The following is an 18,201-nucleotide window of genomic DNA, read 5'->3' as shown; positions in this document are numbered from 1 at the left end:
CGCACCCTTTCTCGGCATCGCCCACATCGGAAACCTCATGCAACTCAAGAATCCCATCCTCGGTCTGTGCCAACAGTCCACGTTCATGCTCAGCGCCGCCAAAGTTGACCAATGCCCCGATGACGAAGGCTTTGAAGTTGCTTTTGCCGGCCGTTCCAACGCCGGTAAATCCAGCGCGCTGAACACCCTGACCCACGCCAGCCTGGCACGTACGTCGAAAACCCCGGGGCGCACGCAACTTCTCAATTTCTTCAAGCTAGACGATGATCGGCGTCTGGTCGACCTGCCGGGCTACGGTTACGCGAAAGTACCTATCCCGTTGAAGCTGCACTGGCAGCGTCACCTGGAGGCTTACCTGGGTGGCCGCGAGAGTTTGAAGGGTCTGATCCTGATGATGGACATCCGTCATCCAATGACCGACTTCGACCTGTTGATGCTCGACTGGGCCGTGGCCAGCGGCATGCCGATGCATATCCTGCTGACCAAGGCCGACAAGCTGACCTATGGCGCAGCCAAGAACACCCTGCTCAAAGTGCAGGCGGAAATCCGCAAGGGTTGGGGTGACGCGATCACTATCCAGCTGTTCTCGGCGCCTAAACGCATGGGCCTGGAAGAGGCCTACACCGTGCTGGCCGGCTGGATGGAATTGGCCGACAAAGGCGCTGAAATCGCCGAGTAACTTTCCTGCGGGCAAAAAAAACCCCGGACTTCGTATGGGGAGGGGAAGTTCGGGGTTCAAGTTCCGGACCGCTAGGGCGGGGTCCAGATATCTGCCAACACTTAACACAACATAGGAGCATTGAAGGGCTTCACCACCCATTCAGTAACTCTGAGTGGCACTTCACGGGTTAAGTTCCGGCCGGTGCGAAAAACTATTGGAAATAACTAACGGCAATATCTGATCTAAAGCACTCTGCCACCACGGCTTGTGGTGGCAAGGCCGTGCAAATCAGTGCGCTTCGTCCCAGTTATTGCCCACACCCACCTCCACCAGCAGCGGCACATCCAACTGCGCCGCAGCACTCATGTGCTGGCGAATTTTCTCGCTGACTTCGGCGACCAGATCCTCACGCACCTCCAGTACCAATTCATCGTGCACCTGCAGGATTACCTTGGCATCCAGGCCCGAGTCGGCCAGCCAGTTGTCTACCAGCACCATGGCTTTCTTGATGATGTCAGCGGCCGTGCCCTGCATCGGCGCGTTGATCGCCGTGCGTTCCGCCGCGGCACGCTCCTGGGGTTTGTTGGAGTTGATGTCCGGCAAATACAAGCGGCGGCCGAAGAAGGTCTCGACATAGCCTTGGTCGGCAGCCTGGGCGCGGGTGCGCTCCATGTACTCGCGAACCCCGGGGTAGCGGGCGAAGTACACGTCGATGTAAGCCTTGGCGGTCTTGGTATCCACACCAATGTCCTTGCCGAGCTTCTGCGCCCCCATCCCATAGATCAGGCCGAAGTTGATCGCCTTGGCGCTGCGGCGCTGGTCGGACGTGACCTCACCCAGCTCAACCTTGAACACTTCGGCCGCAGTGGCCGTGTGCACATCCAGGTTATCGCGGAAGGCATTCATCAAGCCTTCGTCCTTGGACAGGTGCGCCATGATCCGCAGTTCGATCTGCGAGTAGTCCGCCGCCAGCAGCTTGTAGCCTTTTGGCGCGACAAACGCCTGACGAATCCGACGCCCTTCAGCAGTACGCACCGGGATGTTCTGCAGGTTCGGATCGCTGGACGACAACCGCCCGGTCGCCGCCACCGCCTGGTGGTAGGACGTGTGGATACGCCCGGTACGCGGGTTGATCTGCTCTGGCAGGCGATCGGTGTAAGTGCTTTTCAGCTTGCTCATGCTGCGGTACTGCATCAGCACCTTGGGCAGCGGGTAGTCATCTTCGGCCAGCTTGGCCAGCACTTCCTCGGCGGTAGACGCCTGACCCTTGCTGGTCTTTTTCAGCACAGGCAAACCGAGCTTTTCGTACAGAATGGCCCCGAGCTGCTTGGGTGAACCAAGGTTGAACTCCTCGCCAGCGATCTCGAACGCCTGGCGCTCCAGCTCAACCATCTTGTTACCCAGCTCAATGCTCTGGACGCCAAGCAAATCCGCATCCACCAGCGCGCCCTGGCGCTCGATACGCGCCAGTACCGGCACCAGCGGCATCTCGATGTCGGTCAGCACGCTGGCGAGGCTCGGGATGGCGGTGAGTTGGGCGTGCAGCGCCTGGTGCAGGCGCAAGGTCACGTCAGCATCTTCAGCCGCGTAGGGGCCTGCCTGCTCAAGTGCGATCTGGTCGAACGTCAGCTGCTTGGCCCCCTTGCCGGCGATGTCCTGGAAGCTGACGGTGTCGTAGTCCAGGTACTTCTTGGCCAGGCTGTCCATGTCGTGCCGGGTCGCAGTGGAGTTCAGCACGTAGGATTCGAGCATGGTGTCGAAGGCGATGCCACGCACGGTGATGCCGTGGGCCGGGTCACCGCCAATGGCGCAGTTGGCCAGGATATTCATGTCGAACTTAGCGTGCTGGCCGACCTTGAGCTTGGTCGGATCTTCCAATAGCGGCTTGAGAGCCAGCAACACGGTGTCGCGATCCAGTTGCTCAGGCACACCGATGTAGGAGTGAGTCAGCGGGATGTAGGCTGCTTCATGGGACTGAACAGCGAAGGAAACCCCGACCAGTTGCGCCTGCTGGGCGTCGATACCGGTGGTTTCGGTGTCAAAAGCGAACAACTTCGCGTCATTGAGTTTTTTCAGCCAGAGATCGAACGTGGCCTGGTCGCGGATGGTGGTGTAGGACGCTTGCAGCGGCGCAGCGGGAACCTCCTCGACCACTTCATCTCCGGCAACAGGTGCGGCCTTGAGCTCGACACGCTTGGCATCACGCTGAATATCGTCGTACCAGCTCTTGAACTCCAACAGCGCGTACAGCTCCAGCAGCTTGTCGCGGTCCGGCTCGTTCAGGTGCAGGTCATCCAGGCCCACGTCCAGCGGCACATCGCACTTGATCGTCGCCAACTGGTGGGAAAGAAACGCCATCTCCCGATGCTCTTCGAGCTTGGCCGGCAGGGTCTTGGCACCCCGGATCGGCAGGCTCGGCACGATGTCCAGCTGCTCATAAAGCTCTTTGATCCCGCCATTCACGCCCACCAGCAAGCCGGAAGCGGTCTTCGGACCTATACCCGGAACGCCCGGGATGTTGTCGGACGAGTCGCCCATCAACGCCAGATAATCGATGATCTGCTCCGGAGCGACGCCAAATTTCTCCTTTACGCCGTCGATGTCCATCGAACTACCGGTCATGGTGTTGACCAAGGTAATGTGCCCGTCGACCAGTTGAGCCATGTCTTTGTCGCCGGTAGAAATCACCACCGGCCGGTCGGCAGCCGCACTGCTGCGGGCCAGGGTGCCGATCACGTCATCGGCCTCGACGCCTTCGACACACAGCAACGGGAAGCCCAGGGCGATCACACTCTGGTGCAGCGGCTCGATCTGCACACGCATGTCATCGGGCATGCTCGGGCGGTTGGCCTTGTATTCGGCGTACATGTCGTCGCGAAAGGTCCCACCCTTGGCGTCGAACACCACTGCGAATGGGCTGCCCGGGTACTGCTTGCGCAGGCTTTTGAGCATGTTCAACACGCCCTTGACCGCACCGGTCGGCAGGCCTTTGGAGGTGGTCAGCGGTGGCAACGCGTGGAAGGCGCGGTACAGATATGAAGAACCGTCCACCAGGACGAGGGGGGCTTGGCTCATGAGCAGGATCAACCTTTTCGGCGGGTCAGGCGCTAGAATAGCCGGACCAATGACGACAAAGGGACAAGGTTATCATGCGTACAGCGAATCGCTTGTTGTTGACCGGCTTGATTGCACTCCTGCCGCTGGCCGCCACGGCAGCCGACAGCGCCCCCGGTGGTGACCCTGAGGTCACGATCCGCACCGAAGGCGACAAGACCATCCAGGAATACCGCCAAAATGGCTTCCTGTACGCGATCAAGGTAACGCCCAAGGGCGCGCCTCCGTATTTCCTGGTGCGCGCGGACGGAACCGATGCGAACTTCATCCGCTCTGACCAGCCGGATATGCTGATCCCGTCATGGAAGATTTTCGAATGGAAATGATTTCTTAACTTAAATTGGCGCCGCGCACCGCGGCGCCCGTACTGGCAGTTTTAACCATGTCTGTGTTCACCCCCCTGGCTCGGCCCGAGCTGGAAACCTTTCTCGCCCCTTACGGGCTCGGCCGCCTGCTAGATTTCCAGGGAATTGCCGCCGGTAGCGAAAACACCAACTTCTTTATCAGCCTGGAACAGGGCGAGTTCGTCCTGACCCTGGTTGAACGTGGCCCCGTCGCCGAAATGCCGTTCTTCATCGAACTGCTCGACGTACTCCACGACGCCGATCTGCCCGTACCTTACGCCCTGCGCACCACCGACGGCGTGGCCCTGCGCGAGCTGAAAGGCAAACCGGCGCTGCTGCAACCGCGCCTGGCCGGCAAGCACATCAAGGACGCCAACGCGCAACATTGCGCCCAGGTCGGCGACCTGCTCGGCCATCTGCACCTGGCCACCCAGGGCGACAAAGTACTGGAGCGTAAAACCGATCGCGGCCTGGATTGGATGCTCAGTGAAGGTGCGCAACTTATTTCACACCTGGAAGCAGCACCGCAGCGCCTGCTGCAAGACGCACTGGACGAGATCGAAGCCCACAAGGCGCAGATCCTCGCCCTGCCGCGCGCGAACATTCATGCTGACCTGTTTCGCGATAACGCCATGTTCGAAGGCACGCATCTGACAGGCCTGATCGACTTCTACAACGCCTGCTCCGGCCCGATGCTGTACGACGTGGCGATCGCCTTGAACGACTGGTGTTCGGACGAGGACGGTGTGATAGATGGGCAACGCGCCCGTGCATTGCTGGGTGCCTACGCGGGGCTGCGGCCATTCACGGCGAAGGAAGCCGAATTGTGGCCGACGATGTTGCGAGTGGCATGCGTGCGGTTCTGGCTGTCACGCATGATCGCGGCTGAGTCGTTTGCGGGTCAGGATGTGTTGATTCATGACCCGGCAGAGTTCGAACACCGCCTGGCGCAACGCCAGCAGGTCACAATACAACTGCCGTTCGCCCTCTAAGGGCTCAACTCGGTCAAGAAAATGTGGGAGCGGGCTTGCTCGCGAAGGCGGTGTGTCAGTCAGTACATCTGGCACTGAAACACCGCCTTCGCGGGCAAGCCCGCTCCCACAGTTGATTGGTGTTGATGGATAGTGAGTGTTCGGCTGGAGATCGCCCAGGCACTGCCATCCCCTGGTGGAGATATTGCCCTCCACCATAGATCTCCCACATGGGCCTTGTGTTGACTGTCAGAGCGACTCCAGGCAACCCGCCAGATCATTCCCCAACTTCTCCAGCACCTGCTCATATCCCTGAGCCGTAGCCGGCGTGTACCCACCCAACGCATCCAACTCCGCCAACTTCACCGGCAGGCCAGTCACCAGCGTTTCCGCCAACCGCGGACGCAACGGCGGCTCACTGAACACGCAGGTCTTGCCCACTTCCTGCAGACGCGTACGCATCGCCGCTACGTGCTGGGCGCCGGGTTGTACTTCGGCGGCAACGCTGAACACGCCGGTGTGCTTGAGCCCGTAGGCATCTTCGAAGTAATCGAAGGCTTCATGGAAAACGAAGTATGGCTTGTCGCCAATCGACGCCAGACGCGCTTTCAAACGTGCATCCAACGCATCCAGACGCTCATTGAAGGCCTTGACGTTGCTCTGGTAACGCGCCGCATTCGCCGGGTCGGCAGCGGCCAGGTCCGACGCCATTCGTGCAGCAATCACACGCGCATTCACGGTGGACAGCCACAAGTGCGCATCCAGGCTGCCTGGACGGTGATCATGGTCGTGCTCGTCGGCTTCATCGGCGTGTGAGTGGCTATCTTCGGCGAAACGACGCAATTTCATGCCTGGAAGATCCTGCACCGCAACCGTCGGCGCGGTACGACCTTTGAGCACGCGAGGCAGGAAGCTCTCCATATCCGGTCCGATCCAATACAGCAGGTCCACCGACTGCACGCGCCGTACGTCGGATGGACGCAGCGCGTAGTTATGCGGCGACGCCCCCGGCGGCAACAACACCTCCGGAACCGCCACGCCGTCCTGCACAGCGGCGGCGATCAACTGCAGCGGCTTGATGCTGGTCAGCACTTTGACCTCGGCCTGGGCGGCACCCGAGATAAACAAACTGGTGATGAATACGACAAAAACAGGAAAAAGTCGGGACACGATGACCACTCAATGGCGTAGGAACGGGTAACATAATAACGTCTCTATCAAATATCTGTCGCCGCTCATGCCTATAACACCGCTTGCCAGCCGTCCCCACGACCACTCTCACTGCGTACACACCGCGCTGTCGGAAGCCGACACCCTATGTGCGCAGAAGGGTTTGCGCCTGACCGCCCTGCGTCGCCGCGTGCTGGAACTGGTGTGGCAGAGCCACAAGCCGCTGGGCGCCTATGACATTCTTGGCGTGCTCAGCGAGCAGGACGGCCGCCGCGCCGCGCCGCCAACCGTGTACCGCGCGCTGGATTTCCTGCTGGAAAACGGCCTGGTGCACCGCATCGCTTCGCTCAACGCGTTTGTCGGCTGCAACCACCCGGAACACGCGCACCAGGGCCAGTTCCTGATCTGCCGCGAATGCCACGCCGCCATCGAGCTTGAGCAAAAAAGCATCAGCGACGCCATCATCAAAAGCTCTGCCGACGTAGGCTTCAAAGTCGAAGGGCAGACGGTCGAAGTCGTCGGCCTGTGCTCGGGCTGCCAGGGGGCTTGATGAGCAATGCGTTAATCCGCCTGGAGCAGGTCGGTGTCACGTTCGCCGGGCAAAACGTGCTGGACAACATCGCACTGAGCGTCGAACCGGGGCAGATCGTCACTCTGATCGGCCCCAACGGCGCCGGCAAGACCACCCTGGTACGCGCCGTGCTCGGCCTGCTCAAGCCCGACACGGGCAGCGTGTGGCGCAAGCCCAAGCTGCGTGTCGGCTATATGCCGCAAAAACTGCACGTCGACCCGACGCTGCCACTGTCTGTGCTGCGCTTTCTGCGCCTGGTCCCCGGTGTCGACCGCGCTCGCGCCCAGGCCGCGCTCAAGGAAGTCGGCGCCGAGCAGGTGATCGACAGCCCGGTACAAAGCATCTCCGGCGGCGAAATGCAGCGCGTGCTGCTGGCCCGCGCCCTGTTGCGCGAACCGGAACTGCTGGTGCTGGATGAACCGGTACAAGGTGTGGACGTCGCCGGCCAGGCCGAGCTGTACAGCCTGATCACTCGGCTGCGCGACCGCCATGGCTGCGGCGTGCTGATGGTTTCCCACGACCTGCACCTGGTGATGAGCACCACCGATCAGGTGGTATGCCTCAATCGCCACGTGTGCTGCTCCGGCCACCCGGAACAAGTCAGTGGCGACCCGGCGTTCGTCGAGCTGTTCGGCAAGAACGCGCAAAGCCTGGCGATCTACCATCACCATCACGACCACGCCCACGATTTACATGGCGAAGTCGTCGACGACCCCGCGACACCTCACACCCACGTTCATGGAGATAGCTGCAAGCATGGCTGATTTTCTGCTTTACGCCCTGCTGGCAGGCTTGGCTTTGGCGTTGGTGGCGGGCCCGCTGGGCTCGTTCGTCGTCTGGCGGCGCATGGCCTATTTTGGCGACACGTTGTCCCACGCCGCGCTCCTGGGCGTGGCCATGGGCTTCCTGCTGGATGTCAGCCCGACCATCGCTGTCACCGTCGGCTGCCTGCTGCTGGCGGTGCTGCTGGTGACCCTGCAACAGCGCCAGCCGCTGGCGTCCGACACCCTGCTCGGCATCCTCGCGCCCAGCACCTTGTCCCTGGGGCTGGTGGTGCTGAGTTTCATGCACGAAGTGCGCATCGACCTGATGGCCTACCTGTTCGGCGACCTGCTGGCCATCAGCACCACCGACCTGGGCTGGATCCTCGGCGGCAGCGCGGCCGTGTTGGTGTTGCTGCTGGCCCTGTGGCGGCCGCTGCTGGCGATCACCGTGCATGAAGAGTTGGCCACGGTGGAAGGTTTGCCCGTGCCGGCCCTGCGCATGACCCTGATGTTGTTGATCGCGGTGGTGATTGCTGTCGCGATGAAGATTGTCGGCGTATTGTTGATCACATCGCTGTTGATCATTCCCGCCGCCGCCGCCCAGCGCCATGCCCGTTCACCGGAGCAGATGGCGATTGGCGCCAGCCTGCTGGGGATGCTCGCGGTATGCGGGGGCCTGGCGTTGTCCTGGTTCAAGGACACGCCGGCCGGGCCGTCGATTGTGGTCACGGCCGCCGCGCTGTTTCTGCTGAGTTTTGTCCTGCCCCGTCGAGGGGTGTAGACTTGCTCGCTTTTTGCGCAAATAGAGAGTCGCAGGAATGAAGCCGTTCACCTCCCGTTATCTGCTCCTTGCCGCATTTTCCTTGCTGCTGGGCGCCTGTCAAAGCACACCGCCCGCCGCCCCCGAGGCCCCGGACGCTCGCGCTGCGGCCATCGCGCAGCTGGAGCAAAACCTCGCCAGCAGTGAGCTGGCCACCGCCGAAGACCAGCTTGCGGCGCTGCAAGCGCAGTCGCCCAACGACCCGGCGCTGGAGTCCTACCAGCGCCAATTGGCCGAAGCCTACCTGCAGCGCAGCCAGATCGTGCTGCAAAAAGGTGACGTCAACGCCGCCGCCACTGCCCTCAGCCGCGCCCGCGCACTGATGCCCAAGGCCCCGGCGCTGACCGGCGGCGTGAACAGCGCCATCAGCCACGCCCGCAAGGCCGAGCTGGATAAAGCCGAAGCCGCGCTGAAAGCCGCCGAAGCCAAGCCCCAGGCCAAGGTCATCGACCCGGCGGCCGAGAGCACCACCGTGGCGCTGAACCTCACGGACATCCAGGCGTTGCGTCATCAGCTCGATGCCATCGCCACCGACGTGGTGAATTATCAGTGCGACGTGAGCCTCCAGGTGCCGCGCACCCAGGATTACCCTTGGCTGGCCACGCTGCTGACCAAGCGGGTCAAACGCATGGATTCGGCGTATGACCTGAAGATCCACCGGCAGATCCTGAAGAAGATCCCGGCGCAGGTTGTGTTGATTCCGCGCAAGACGGAATAAAGCAATCGCGGGCAAGCCCGCCCCCACACTTGAGTGTATCCACAACTCAAAATGTGGGAGCGGGCTTGCCCGCGATAGCTATCCAACCAACAACAGATGACTTAAGCCGGAATCGCCTTAGCCTTCGGCTCCCGATCCCACACTCGATGCTGCGCAATTGCGGCGACAAAGGCCTTCAACGCCTTGGCATCGCCACCCACGATCAATCCCGCATCCACCTCCAGCTTCAACAACTCCAGCAACTGCTTGGCCTCACCCACCACTGCAATCGCCTTCAAGTGCTTATAAGCCTCCAACAGGTAATGCAGCGCCACGCCGTCTTCGCTCAGGGCTTTCACCGATTTGGCGCCGCCCGGCACAAACACCGCGTCAAAGGCCACCGACGGCAAGCCCTCCATGGATGCGTCCACCGCAAGGCTCTTGCCATCCGCCGTGGTCACCGGCGCCGAGGTCGGCCCGAGCAACTTGGCATGGGCACCTTCCTCCTTCAGCACCTTTTTCAGCGCCGCAATTGCCGCGCCGTCCACACCGTCCGCGGCCAGGATCGCCACCTTGCGCGTTTTGATGTCACCCGACAGCAGGTTCGCCTGGCTCAAGGCCGGCGAGCGTGACAACGAAGTCTTGCGCTCCGGCACCGTACCTGTTTTCGGCACCGGCAAGCCAAGGTTCTGCGCCACACGCTTGGCCAGTTCCAGGTCGATATTGGCGAGGATCTCATTCACCTGGCGCACACGAATGAATTCACGCTCCACCTTGCCCAGCTCAAAGCTGTAGGCCGAAATGATGTGTTCCTGCTCATGCTTGCTCATGCTGCGGAAAAACAGGCGCGCCTGAGAAAAATGATCGCCAAACGACTCGCTGCGCTCACGCACCTTATGGGCATCGATGCGCTCGTGATAAGACTCGAAACCACCGTTCTGCGCCGCAGGCGGGGTTTCCTTGGGCCAGCCGCCATCAATGGAGTTGGGCTCGTACGCCGCACGCCCCTTATCGATGGTGGTCCGGTGCATGGCATCACGCTGGCCGTTATGCAGCGGCGTTACCGGGCGATTGATGGGTAACTCATGAAAATTCGGGCCACCCAGACGGCTGATCTGAGTATCGGTGTAGGAAAACAGGCGCCCCTGCAGCAGCGGATCATTGGAGAAGTCGATCCCCGGCACGATATGGCCTGGGCAGAAGGCAACCTGCTCGACCTCGGCAAAGAAGTTGTCCGGGTTACGGTTCAGCACCATTTTGCCCAACGGAGTAATCGGCACCAATTCTTCGGGGATCAGCTTGGTCGGATCGAGAATGTCGAAATCGAACGCATGCTCCTTATCCTCGGGAATCACCTGCACGCCCAGCTCCCACTCGGGATAATCGCCCATCTCAATGGCTTCCCAGAGATCGCGACGGTGGTAGTCGGTATCTTTACCGGCGAGCTTTTGCGCTTCGTCCCAGACCAACGAGCAGGTGCCGGCCGTAGGCCGCCAGTGGAACTTAACGAAGTTGGACTGCCCCTGCGCGTTGATAAAGCGAAAGGTATGTACACCAAAGCCCTGCATGGCCCGCAGGCTTTTTGGGATCGCCCGGTCGGACATTGCCCAAATCACCATGTGCGCCGACTCCGGCTGCAGCGACACAAAGTCCCAGAACGTATCGTGAGCCGAACCACCTGTAGGAATCTCGTTATGGGGCTCGGGCTTCACGGCGTGGACAAAGTCGGGAAACTTGATCGCATCCTGGATGAAAAACACCGGCATGTTATTGCCCACCAAGTCGAAGTTGCCTTCCTCGGTGAAGAACTTGACGGCAAAGCCGCGCACATCGCGAACCGTGTCGCCGGAGCCGCGCGGGCCCTGCACCGTGGAAAAGCGCAGGAATACCGGGGTTTTATGGCCAGGGTCGCGTAGGAAACCGGCCTTGGTCAGTGCCGAATGGTTTTCATAGGTCTGGAAATAGCCATGGGCGCCGGTACCACGCGCATGCACGATGCGTTCAGGGATGCGCTCATGGTCAAAATGCGTGATCTTTTCCCGCATGATGAAGTCTTCGAGCAACGAAGGCCCGCGCGCGCCGACCTTCAGGCTGTTCTGGTTGTCCGAAATCTTCACGCCCTGGTTGGTACGCAGCGCTTGGCCGGTGGCGTCGGAGCGGAACGTTTCCAAAGCCTCTAGTTTGGCGTTGGTGTTCTTGCGGTCCAGGGTGTCGGTTCCGGCGAGTTCGCTCTGGGGCTTTTTCGTACTCATCAGTCAAAACTCCTTATTCAGACCCAGGCACGGCACCCGGGAAGTCGCGTTACCTAAGTAGTGACTGATGAGGTTTTGGGCCGTTCCTTTTTTATGACCTTTGATCGCGTTATTGCCAAATCACTGGTTGATTGCGAAATAAATGCTAAGAAACGCTGGACGGACAGGCTAAAATGCGCGCCCGGCTAACCGCTGATCCCTATTTCATGCGCCCCACAAGGTTCGCTACGTGATCGAGTTTCAAAACGTCCATAAAACCTACCGCGTCGCCGGTAGGGAGATCCCCGCTCTGCACCCCACCAGCCTGCGTGTCGAAAACGGCCAGGTGTTTGGCCTGATCGGCCACTCCGGCGCGGGAAAAAGTACCCTTCTGCGTCTGATCAACCGCCTGGAACAACCCAGCGGCGGTCAGATCACGGTTGATGGTGAAGAAGTCACCGCGCTGGACGCCAACGGCCTGCGCCGTTTCCGCCAGCAGGTCGGGATGATCTTCCAACACTTCAACCTGCTTGCATCCAAGACCGTCGCCGACAACGTGGCACTGCCGCTGACCCTGGCCGGCGAATTGTCGCGCAAGGACATCGACCTGCGCGTCGCCGAACTGCTCGCCCGTGTCGGCCTGTCGGACCACGCCAAGAAATACCCGGCGCAGTTGTCCGGCGGCCAGAAGCAGCGCGTCGGCATCGCCCGCGCCCTGGCGACCAAGCCCAAGATCCTGTTGTGCGACGAAGCCACCAGCGCCCTCGACCCGCAGACCACCGCTTCGGTCCTGCAACTGCTGGCCGAGATCAACCGCGAGCTGAAGCTGACCATCGTGCTGATCACCCATGAAATGGACGTGATCCGCCGCGTCTGCGACCAGGTGGCCGTGATGGATGCCGGCGTGATCGTCGAGCAAGGCACGGTGGCCGATGTGTTCCTGCATCCCAAGCACCCGACCACCAAACGCTTCGTGCAAGAGTCCGAGCAGGTCGACGAAAACGAGCAACGCGACGACTTCGCCCACGTCCCAGGCCGCATCGTGCGCCTGACGTTCCAGGGCGATGCGACCTACGCGCCGCTGCTGGGCACCGTCGCCCGCGAAACGGGTGTGGACTACAGCATCCTCGCCGGTCGTATCGACCGCATCAAAGACATCCCCTACGGGCAACTGACTCTGGCCATTACCGGCGGCGACATGGAAGCGGCATTTGCCCGCTTTGTTGCGGCGGATGTCCACATGGAGGTTCTGCGCTAATGGACGTATTACTGCATTATTTCGACAACGTTGACTGGGCCGACATCTGGGTCGCCACGGGCGACACCATGCTGATGCTCAGCACTTCGCTGTTCTTCACCGTAGTAGTAGGCCTGCCGCTGGGCATCCTGCTGTTCCTGTTCAGCCCCCGCCAGTTGCTGGAGCAGAAAGCCACCTATGGCGTGCTGGCCTTCGTGGTCAACGCCATACGCTCGCTGCCATTTATCATCCTGCTGATTGTGATGATTCCGACAACGATCTTCATTACCGGCACCTCGCTGGGTGTAGCCGGCGCGATTCCACCGCTGGTGGTCGGCGCTTCGACATTCTTCGCAAGACTGGTGGAAACCGCTTTGCGCGAAGTCGATCGCGGCATCATCGAGGCGACCCAAGCCATGGGCGCCACCACTCGCCAGATCATCACCAAGGCGCTTCTGCCTGAGGCGAAGCCAGGCATCATTGCCGCAATCACCGTGACCGCTATTGCCCTGGTGGGCTATACCGCCATGGCGGGCGTAGTGGGCGCCGGCGGGCTCGGGGACCTGGCGATACGCTATGGTTACCAACGCTTCCAGGACGACGTCATGGTCGTCACCGTGGTGATGTTGATTGTGCTTGTACAAATTCTGCAGACCATCGGCGACAAGCTGGTGACACATTACTCTCGAAAATAACGGCCATTGCCGACTATCAGTCGGCAGATGCCCGAACAAGGAGCTTGCTGGATGAAAAAACTACTGGTTGCTTTCGCTGCGGTTGCCGCGTTTTCCGCCCACGCCGAGACCATCAAGGTCGCCGCCTCGCCGGTGCCGCATGCGCAAATCCTCGAATTCGTGAAACCTGCCCTGGCCAAAGAAGGCGTGGACTTGCAGGTCAAGGTCTTCACCGACTACGTGCAGCCCAACGTACAGGTGGCTGAAAAGCGCCTGGACGCCAACTTCTTCCAGCACCAGCCGTACCTGGACGAGTTCAACAAAACCAAGGGCACTCATCTGGTGAGCGTCGGCGCCGTGCACCTGGAACCCCTGGGCGCGTACTCCAGCAAGTACAAGACCCTGGCCGAGCTGCCTGACGGCGCCAACGTGGTAATCCCGAACGACGCCACCAACGGCGGCCGCGCGCTGTTGCTGCTGGCCAAGCACGACCTGATCACCTTGAAGGAGCCGAACAACATCCTGTCGACCATCAAGGACATCACCGCCAACCCGAAACACCTGAAGTTCCGCGAACTGGAAGCCGCCACCCTGCCGCGCGTGCTGACCCAGGTCGACCTGGCGCTGATCAACACCAACTACGCCCTGGAAGCCAAGCTGGATCCGTCCAAGGACGCCCTGGTCATCGAAGGCAGCGACTCGCCTTACGTGAACATCCTGGTGACCCGCGAAGACAACAAGGATTCGGATGCAGTGAAGAAGCTGGTCGCAGCACTGCACACGCCTGAAGTGAAGAAATTCATCGAAGAGAAGTACAAAGGCGCGATCAAGCCGGCGTTCTGATCCAACCCGATCTCCCAGACACCGGAGATCAAAAAAATGTGGGAGCGGGCTTGCTTGCGAATGCGGTGTATCAGTCGATGAAGATATTGACTGACCCACTGCATTCGCGAGCAAGCCCGCTCCCACATTTGCTATGTATTGCTAGCCAGATCTGCGTACGACTTAGTTGCGCTGCAACAACACCGGCAACTGCACCACCAGCTTCTGATTATTCAAAGGCGCCCGGATAAACCCACGCTGCATCCCATCCGGCCCGATCAGCGCCAGGTTGCCGCTGTGATCCACCGTGTAGTTCGGCTTGCTGGTGTCCGCCGGAATGAACGGGATGCTCACCGCATTCGACACCTTCTGCACCTCCTCGACATTCGCGCCGGTCAGGCCGACAAACTGCGGGTCGAAGTAGCCCAGGTATTGCTTGAGCTGGGTCGGCGTGTCGCGGTGCGGGTCGACGCTGACCAGGATCACCTGCAACTTGTCCACCGCCTCCTTGGGCAGCTCACTTTTGATCTGGCGCAGTTGGGCCAGGGTGGTCGGGCAGATGTCCGGGCAGAAGGTGTAACCGAAGAACAGCAGGCTCCACTTGCCCTTCAATTCATTGACCGATACAGGCTGGCCGTCCTGGTTTGTCATGCTCACCGCCGGCAGTTGGCGGCTCTGGGGCAGCAGGATGATGCCAGCATCGATCAGCGCAGTAGGGTCGCCCTGGCCTTTGCCGTTGAGCACTTTATTAACGGTCAGGCCCATGATCAACGCGACGATGGCCACCAGGATAAAGACGGTTTTTTGAGTTCGGGTCATAGGTTCAACAATAGGTAGTGGTCTAGGAGCAAGGCGATAAACAGCAGCAGCAAGTACCAGATAGAGTACTTGAAGGTGTTGATCGCCGCGTGCGGCCGACCGCCACGGTACAACACCAGGGCCCAATGCAGAAAGCGCCCACCCAATACCAGCGCGCAGGCGAGGTACAGCAGGCCGCTCATATGGATGACGTAGGGCATCAGGCTCACCGCCAGCAGGGCGAAGGTGTAGAGCAGGATATGCACCTTGGTGTAGTGCTCGCCGTGAGTGACCGGCAGCATGGGAATGTCGGCCTTGGCGTACTCCTCCTTGCGATGGATAGCCAGGGCCCAGAAGTGCGGCGGGGTCCAGGCGAAGATAATCAGCACCAGCAACAACGGCTCGGCGCTGACATGCCCGGTGACAGCCACCCAGCCCAGCAACGGCGGCGCCGCCCCCGCGAGACCGCCGATCACAATGTTCTGCGGCGTCGCACGCTTGAGAAAACCGGTGTAGATCACGGCGTAGCCCAACAGCGAAGCCAGCGTCAGCCACGCCGCCAGTGGGTTGGTGAACGCCAGCAACAGCGCCAACCCGGCCACCGCCAGCAACAATGCAAAGGCCAGCGCCGCCAAGGGCGACACACGCCCCTCTGCCAGCGGTCGTTTATGGGTGCGCGCCATCACGGCATCGATACGCCGGTCCACCACATGGTTGACCGCCGCCGCACCGCCCGCACACAGGGCGATCCCCAGGTTGCCGAATACCAGCACCGTCCACGGCACCCCGGCGCGGGTCGCAAGGAACATCCCCACCAGCGAGGTGATGAGCATCAGCACCACCACTTTCGGCTTGGTCAGCTCCAGGTAGTCACGCCAGATTGCCCGCCCGCGGTGCGCGCCGATCAAGGTCGCCATGGCATCTCTCCTTTAAGGGTGATGAGGCCCGAGACATGTTTGCGCGGGATGAAACGCCAGCCGAACGGCAACTGGTTGCGCACACGGACCAGGCTGGTGCGCGCGTGATAATTGACCAGCACCAGGCTCAGCAACAGCGCGGCACCGCCCGCGTTATGGGCCACCGCGACCGGCAGCGGCAGATGGAAATACACGTTGCTCAGGCCCAGACAGATTTGTGCGCCCAGGGCGCTCAGCAGCAGGCCCGCCAGGCGGCTCATGCCCACCGCACGCAGTTGCCAGGCCAGGCCCAACAGCACCAGGGTAACCACGACCGCGCCGATGCGGTGAGTCAGATGAATCGCCGTGCGCGCCTCGCTATCCAACTGCCCACCCAGGTAGTTGGGCCCAATGTGCTGGGTAAGATGAAAGCCGTTGGCAAAATCCGCCGCCGGCCACCACTGGCCATGGCAGGTCGGCAGATCGATACAGGCCACTGCGGCATAGTTGGAACTGACCCAGCCGCCCAGGGCAATCTGGCCGATCACCAGCACCAACCCGGCCGTCGCCCAATATTGCAGGCGCTTGGGCACGATCAGCGCGGGCAACACCCCGGACAAACGCAGCGTCAGCAGAAACAACAGGCTCAACGTGGCAAACCCACCCAACAGATGCCCCGTGACCACCTGCGGCCACAGTTTCAACGTGACCGTCCACATGCCAAACGCCGCCTGGGCGAACACCACCGCCAGCAGGAACAGCGGCAGTTTCACCGGCTGGCCCGGATCGCGCCGGTGGCTCCACGAGCGCGCCGCCAGCACCACGATCAACAGCCCCAGGGTGCCGGCGAAGTAGCGATGGATCATCTCGCTCCAGCCCTTGTCCGCCTCGACCGGCGTGTCGGGAAAGTGCAACTCGGCATGGGCCAGCTGGGTTTCGCTTTGCGGCACGCTGATAAAACCGTAGCAACCCGGCCAATCCGGGCAACCGAGCCCGGCGTGGGTCAGGCGGGTATATGCGCCCAGCAGCACGACAATCAGCGCCAGCAGGGTGGCAAACAACGCGAGGCGAAATCCTGGTTTGGCCATGACGATGCCCTTATCCGATATTCGACAGTTTCAACAGGTGGCGCAGGTCGTTGAGCAAGTCCTTGCCCTTGACCGTGGCGTCGTAACGCAACACCAGGTTGCCGTGGGGATCGACAATCCATAGCTGCGCATCACCCGGCGCGGCGGCGCCTTTGGTAAAGGCCGACAGGTCCAGCGAGTAGCGTTGCAACTGCGGGTATTCGGCTTTCAGCTTGGCTTCGTAGTCGACACTCACCGGTTGCGCACTGGCCAAGGCATGGCTGGCCCGGGACGCATCACGCCCCAGGCTGATTTGCAGCTGGCGCGCCAGGTACACCAGTTGCTGGCAATCAGCAGCGCAGGCAGCGGGGGCGGTGACCAGCAGTTGCCAGCGCTGTTCATCGGCCTGCACGCCGATGTCGGCGCGAGTCTGGCCGTTGCCGATCATCTCGCCGTGATAGCTGCGACTGTCCGGCACCCAGAACTGCAGCTTGTACATGAAAGTGGCCAGCGCCATCGGGCCGATCACCATCATCAAGATCAGGATCAGTTGCCAGCGGCCTTTGCGGCGGTCCGGCGCCTCAGACATGTCTGGTGGATTCATGGCCGCTCCCATGGGACTTCTCCTTTGTGTTGTGCCAGCCGAGATAGAGGTAAAGCGCCAGCAGCGCGCACGCCATGGCGAACCACTGCACGGCGTAGCCGAGGTGTTTTTCCGGGCCCATGGCCACTACGGCCCAAGAGGTGTCGTACGTACCAGGGCCGGCTTCTGCACGCAGTTCGTAGGCAAAGCCGCTGCGATCCAAATCGGCCCACAACACGGCAGGGTGCAGGGCGGTGAGCAAACGCGGCCATTGCGCGGTCGCGGGGTCGGCATGCAGTTGGAAGGTCTCGCCGGGGGCGACATACACCCAGGCGTCAAGGTTCACCGGCTGGTCCGGGGTGGTGAAGGCGGGCGGGGTGCGGCGGTCCGGCCAGGGCAGCCAGCCGCGATTGAGCAACAGCCATAGGCCACTGGCCCTGTCGTGGAAAGGTTGCAACAGCTCGACACCGGCCTTGCCGTCACGCATGCGGTTGTCGAGCAGCACGCTGTGCTCGGCATCGAATTGGCCGCGCAGGCGCACGCGGCGGAAAGCCGGATCAGCCATATCCACCAGCTGCGCGCTGCTGATCGGCTCAGCCGCACGCCGCTCGGCGTAGCTGTCCACCAACAGCTGTTTTTCATGACCACGGGACAGCTGCCAAAACCCCAATCCCACCATCAACGGCAGCAGCACCAGCACCACCAACGTGGGGGCGATCCCTGGATGAAAGCGTTTCCTGGCGCTGGCTATACTTGTTTTCATTGCCCGCCTCCCCCTTGA

Annotated in this window: 18 protein-coding genes; 10 read left to right on the top strand and 8 right to left on the bottom strand. The window is 61.3% G+C overall.

Annotation, left to right across the window (positions count from 1 at the left end; translation table 11 throughout):
* Positions 1-37 precede the first annotated feature (37 nt).
* A complete protein-coding gene (gene yihA, locus LIY36_RS03425) occupies positions 38-679 on the top strand; it encodes a ribosome biogenesis GTP-binding protein YihA/YsxC (protein WP_192298203.1) in 642 nt (213 codons plus the stop codon).
* 270 nt (positions 680-949) lie between these two features.
* Here yihA and polA read toward each other — a convergent pair whose 3' ends face one another.
* Positions 950-3,736, bottom strand: coding sequence for a DNA polymerase I (gene polA, locus LIY36_RS03420; protein WP_226454800.1), 2,787 nt, complete (start codon positions 3,734-3,736; stop codon positions 950-952).
* 74 nt (positions 3,737-3,810) lie between these two features.
* Here polA and LIY36_RS03415 point away from each other — a divergent pair, with 74 nt between their 5' ends.
* Positions 3,811-4,101: a DUF2782 domain-containing protein gene (locus tag LIY36_RS03415; RefSeq protein ID WP_017734691.1), complete on the top strand. Its 291-nt coding sequence runs from the start codon at positions 3,811-3,813 to the stop codon at positions 4,099-4,101.
* Between the two features lie 56 nt (positions 4,102-4,157).
* On the top strand, positions 4,158-5,111 hold the full coding sequence (locus LIY36_RS03410) for a homoserine kinase (RefSeq protein ID WP_226454799.1): 954 nt from the start codon (positions 4,158-4,160) through the stop codon (positions 5,109-5,111).
* A gap of 228 nt (positions 5,112-5,339) precedes the next feature.
* Here the strand turns inward: LIY36_RS03410 and LIY36_RS03405 are convergent, their stop codons facing one another.
* On the bottom strand, positions 5,340-6,269 hold the full coding sequence (locus LIY36_RS03405; protein WP_226454798.1) for a zinc ABC transporter substrate-binding protein: 930 nt from the start codon (positions 6,267-6,269) through the stop codon (positions 5,340-5,342).
* A gap of 58 nt (positions 6,270-6,327) precedes the next feature.
* Between LIY36_RS03405 and LIY36_RS03400 the strand changes: the two genes are divergently transcribed.
* Genes LIY36_RS03400 through LIY36_RS03385 form a run of 4 tightly spaced genes read left to right on the top strand, consistent with a single transcriptional unit; the run spans position 6,328 to position 9,133 of the window.
* Positions 6,328-6,810: a Fur family transcriptional regulator gene (locus LIY36_RS03400; protein ID WP_192298199.1), complete on the top strand. Its 483-nt coding sequence runs from the start codon at positions 6,328-6,330 to the stop codon at positions 6,808-6,810.
* The gene (gene znuC, locus LIY36_RS03395; protein ID WP_192298198.1) at positions 6,810-7,595 is read left to right on the top strand and encodes a zinc ABC transporter ATP-binding protein ZnuC; all 786 of its coding nucleotides are present in this window, start codon (positions 6,810-6,812) and stop codon (positions 7,593-7,595) included. The genes LIY36_RS03400 and znuC overlap by 1 nt, the downstream gene beginning before the upstream one ends.
* Complete coding sequence (gene znuB, locus LIY36_RS03390) at positions 7,588-8,376, top strand: zinc ABC transporter permease subunit ZnuB (RefSeq protein ID WP_192298197.1); 789 nt, start codon at positions 7,588-7,590, stop codon at positions 8,374-8,376. The genes znuC and znuB overlap by 8 nt, the downstream gene beginning before the upstream one ends.
* Positions 8,377-8,413: 37 nt before the next feature.
* Positions 8,414-9,133, top strand: a complete 720-nt coding sequence (locus LIY36_RS03385) for a PA5502 family lipoprotein (protein ID WP_226454797.1) — start codon at positions 8,414-8,416, stop codon at positions 9,131-9,133.
* 101 nt (positions 9,134-9,234) lie between these two features.
* Here LIY36_RS03385 and katE read toward each other — a convergent pair whose 3' ends face one another.
* Positions 9,235-11,364 (bottom strand): catalase HPII, encoded by a 2,130-nt coding sequence (gene katE / locus LIY36_RS03380; RefSeq protein WP_226454796.1) that lies wholly within the window; start codon positions 11,362-11,364, stop codon positions 9,235-9,237.
* 229 nt (positions 11,365-11,593) lie between these two features.
* Here katE and LIY36_RS03375 point away from each other — a divergent pair, with 229 nt between their 5' ends.
* Genes LIY36_RS03375 through LIY36_RS03365 form a run of 3 tightly spaced genes read left to right on the top strand, consistent with a single transcriptional unit; the run spans position 11,594 to position 14,097 of the window.
* On the top strand, positions 11,594-12,601 hold the full coding sequence (locus LIY36_RS03375) for a methionine ABC transporter ATP-binding protein (RefSeq protein WP_192298194.1): 1,008 nt from the start codon (positions 11,594-11,596) through the stop codon (positions 12,599-12,601).
* A complete protein-coding gene (locus LIY36_RS03370; RefSeq protein ID WP_226454795.1) occupies positions 12,601-13,275 on the top strand; it encodes a methionine ABC transporter permease in 675 nt (224 codons plus the stop codon). Before LIY36_RS03375 ends, LIY36_RS03370 begins: the two co-directional genes overlap by 1 nt.
* A gap of 51 nt (positions 13,276-13,326) precedes the next feature.
* A complete protein-coding gene (locus LIY36_RS03365) occupies positions 13,327-14,097 on the top strand; it encodes a MetQ/NlpA family ABC transporter substrate-binding protein (protein ID WP_192298192.1) in 771 nt (256 codons plus the stop codon).
* 162 nt (positions 14,098-14,259) lie between these two features.
* Here LIY36_RS03365 and LIY36_RS03360 read toward each other — a convergent pair whose 3' ends face one another.
* From LIY36_RS03360 to LIY36_RS03340, 5 genes are read right to left on the bottom strand one after another with little or no spacing between them, the layout of a single operon-like run.
* Entirely contained in the window at positions 14,260-14,895 is a 636-nt protein-coding gene (locus LIY36_RS03360; RefSeq protein WP_192298191.1) for an SCO family protein, read from the bottom strand.
* Entirely contained in the window at positions 14,892-15,791 is a 900-nt protein-coding gene (gene cyoE / locus LIY36_RS03355; RefSeq protein ID WP_192298190.1) for a heme o synthase, read from the bottom strand. Before cyoE ends, LIY36_RS03360 begins: the two co-directional genes overlap by 4 nt.
* Positions 15,779-16,858 carry a COX15/CtaA family protein gene (locus tag LIY36_RS03350; RefSeq protein WP_192298189.1) on the bottom strand — a complete coding sequence of 360 codons (1,080 nt, stop codon included), beginning with the start codon at positions 16,856-16,858 and terminating at the stop codon, positions 15,779-15,781. Before LIY36_RS03350 ends, cyoE begins: the two co-directional genes overlap by 13 nt.
* Positions 16,859-16,868: 10 nt before the next feature.
* Positions 16,869-17,453: a hypothetical protein gene (locus LIY36_RS03345; RefSeq protein ID WP_226454794.1), complete on the bottom strand. Its 585-nt coding sequence runs from the start codon at positions 17,451-17,453 to the stop codon at positions 16,869-16,871.
* On the bottom strand, positions 17,419-18,183 hold the full coding sequence (locus LIY36_RS03340; protein ID WP_226454793.1) for an SURF1 family protein: 765 nt from the start codon (positions 18,181-18,183) through the stop codon (positions 17,419-17,421). Before LIY36_RS03340 ends, LIY36_RS03345 begins: the two co-directional genes overlap by 35 nt.
* Between the last annotated feature and the right edge of the window lie 18 nt (positions 18,184-18,201).

Origin of the sequence: Pseudomonas sp. AF03-9 (assembly GCF_020515815.1) — a bacterium.
Taxonomy (GTDB): domain Bacteria; phylum Pseudomonadota; class Gammaproteobacteria; order Pseudomonadales; family Pseudomonadaceae; genus Aquipseudomonas.
The sequence above is the reverse complement of the archived record's forward strand: the minus strand, read 5'-3'. Positions and strand labels throughout refer to the sequence as shown.

Coding starts and splice junctions, on each gene's coding strand:
- cyoE (WP_192298190.1), bottom strand. CDS start 15,791: ATGGCGACCTTGATCGGCGCGCACCGCGGGCGGGCAATCTGGCGTGAC.
- katE (WP_226454796.1), bottom strand. CDS start 11,364: ATGAGTACGAAAAAGCCCCAGAGCGAACTCGCCGGAACCGACACCCTG.
- LIY36_RS03370 (WP_226454795.1), top strand. CDS start 12,601: ATGGACGTATTACTGCATTATTTCGACAACGTTGACTGGGCCGACATC.
- yihA (WP_192298203.1), top strand. CDS start 38: ATGCAACTCAAGAATCCCATCCTCGGTCTGTGCCAACAGTCCACGTTC.
- LIY36_RS03360 (WP_192298191.1), bottom strand. CDS start 14,895: ATGACCCGAACTCAAAAAACCGTCTTTATCCTGGTGGCCATCGTCGCG.
- LIY36_RS03340 (WP_226454793.1), bottom strand. CDS start 18,183: ATGAAAACAAGTATAGCCAGCGCCAGGAAACGCTTTCATCCAGGGATC.
- LIY36_RS03400 (WP_192298199.1), top strand. CDS start 6,328: ATGCCTATAACACCGCTTGCCAGCCGTCCCCACGACCACTCTCACTGC.
- LIY36_RS03345 (WP_226454794.1), bottom strand. CDS start 17,453: ATGGGAGCGGCCATGAATCCACCAGACATGTCTGAGGCGCCGGACCGC.
- LIY36_RS03350 (WP_192298189.1), bottom strand. CDS start 16,858: ATGGCCAAACCAGGATTTCGCCTCGCGTTGTTTGCCACCCTGCTGGCG.
- LIY36_RS03385 (WP_226454797.1), top strand. CDS start 8,414: ATGAAGCCGTTCACCTCCCGTTATCTGCTCCTTGCCGCATTTTCCTTG.
- polA (WP_226454800.1), bottom strand. CDS start 3,736: ATGAGCCAAGCCCCCCTCGTCCTGGTGGACGGTTCTTCATATCTGTAC.
- znuB (WP_192298197.1), top strand. CDS start 7,588: ATGGCTGATTTTCTGCTTTACGCCCTGCTGGCAGGCTTGGCTTTGGCG.
- znuC (WP_192298198.1), top strand. CDS start 6,810: ATGAGCAATGCGTTAATCCGCCTGGAGCAGGTCGGTGTCACGTTCGCC.
- LIY36_RS03415 (WP_017734691.1), top strand. CDS start 3,811: ATGCGTACAGCGAATCGCTTGTTGTTGACCGGCTTGATTGCACTCCTG.
- LIY36_RS03410 (WP_226454799.1), top strand. CDS start 4,158: ATGTCTGTGTTCACCCCCCTGGCTCGGCCCGAGCTGGAAACCTTTCTC.
- LIY36_RS03365 (WP_192298192.1), top strand. CDS start 13,327: ATGAAAAAACTACTGGTTGCTTTCGCTGCGGTTGCCGCGTTTTCCGCC.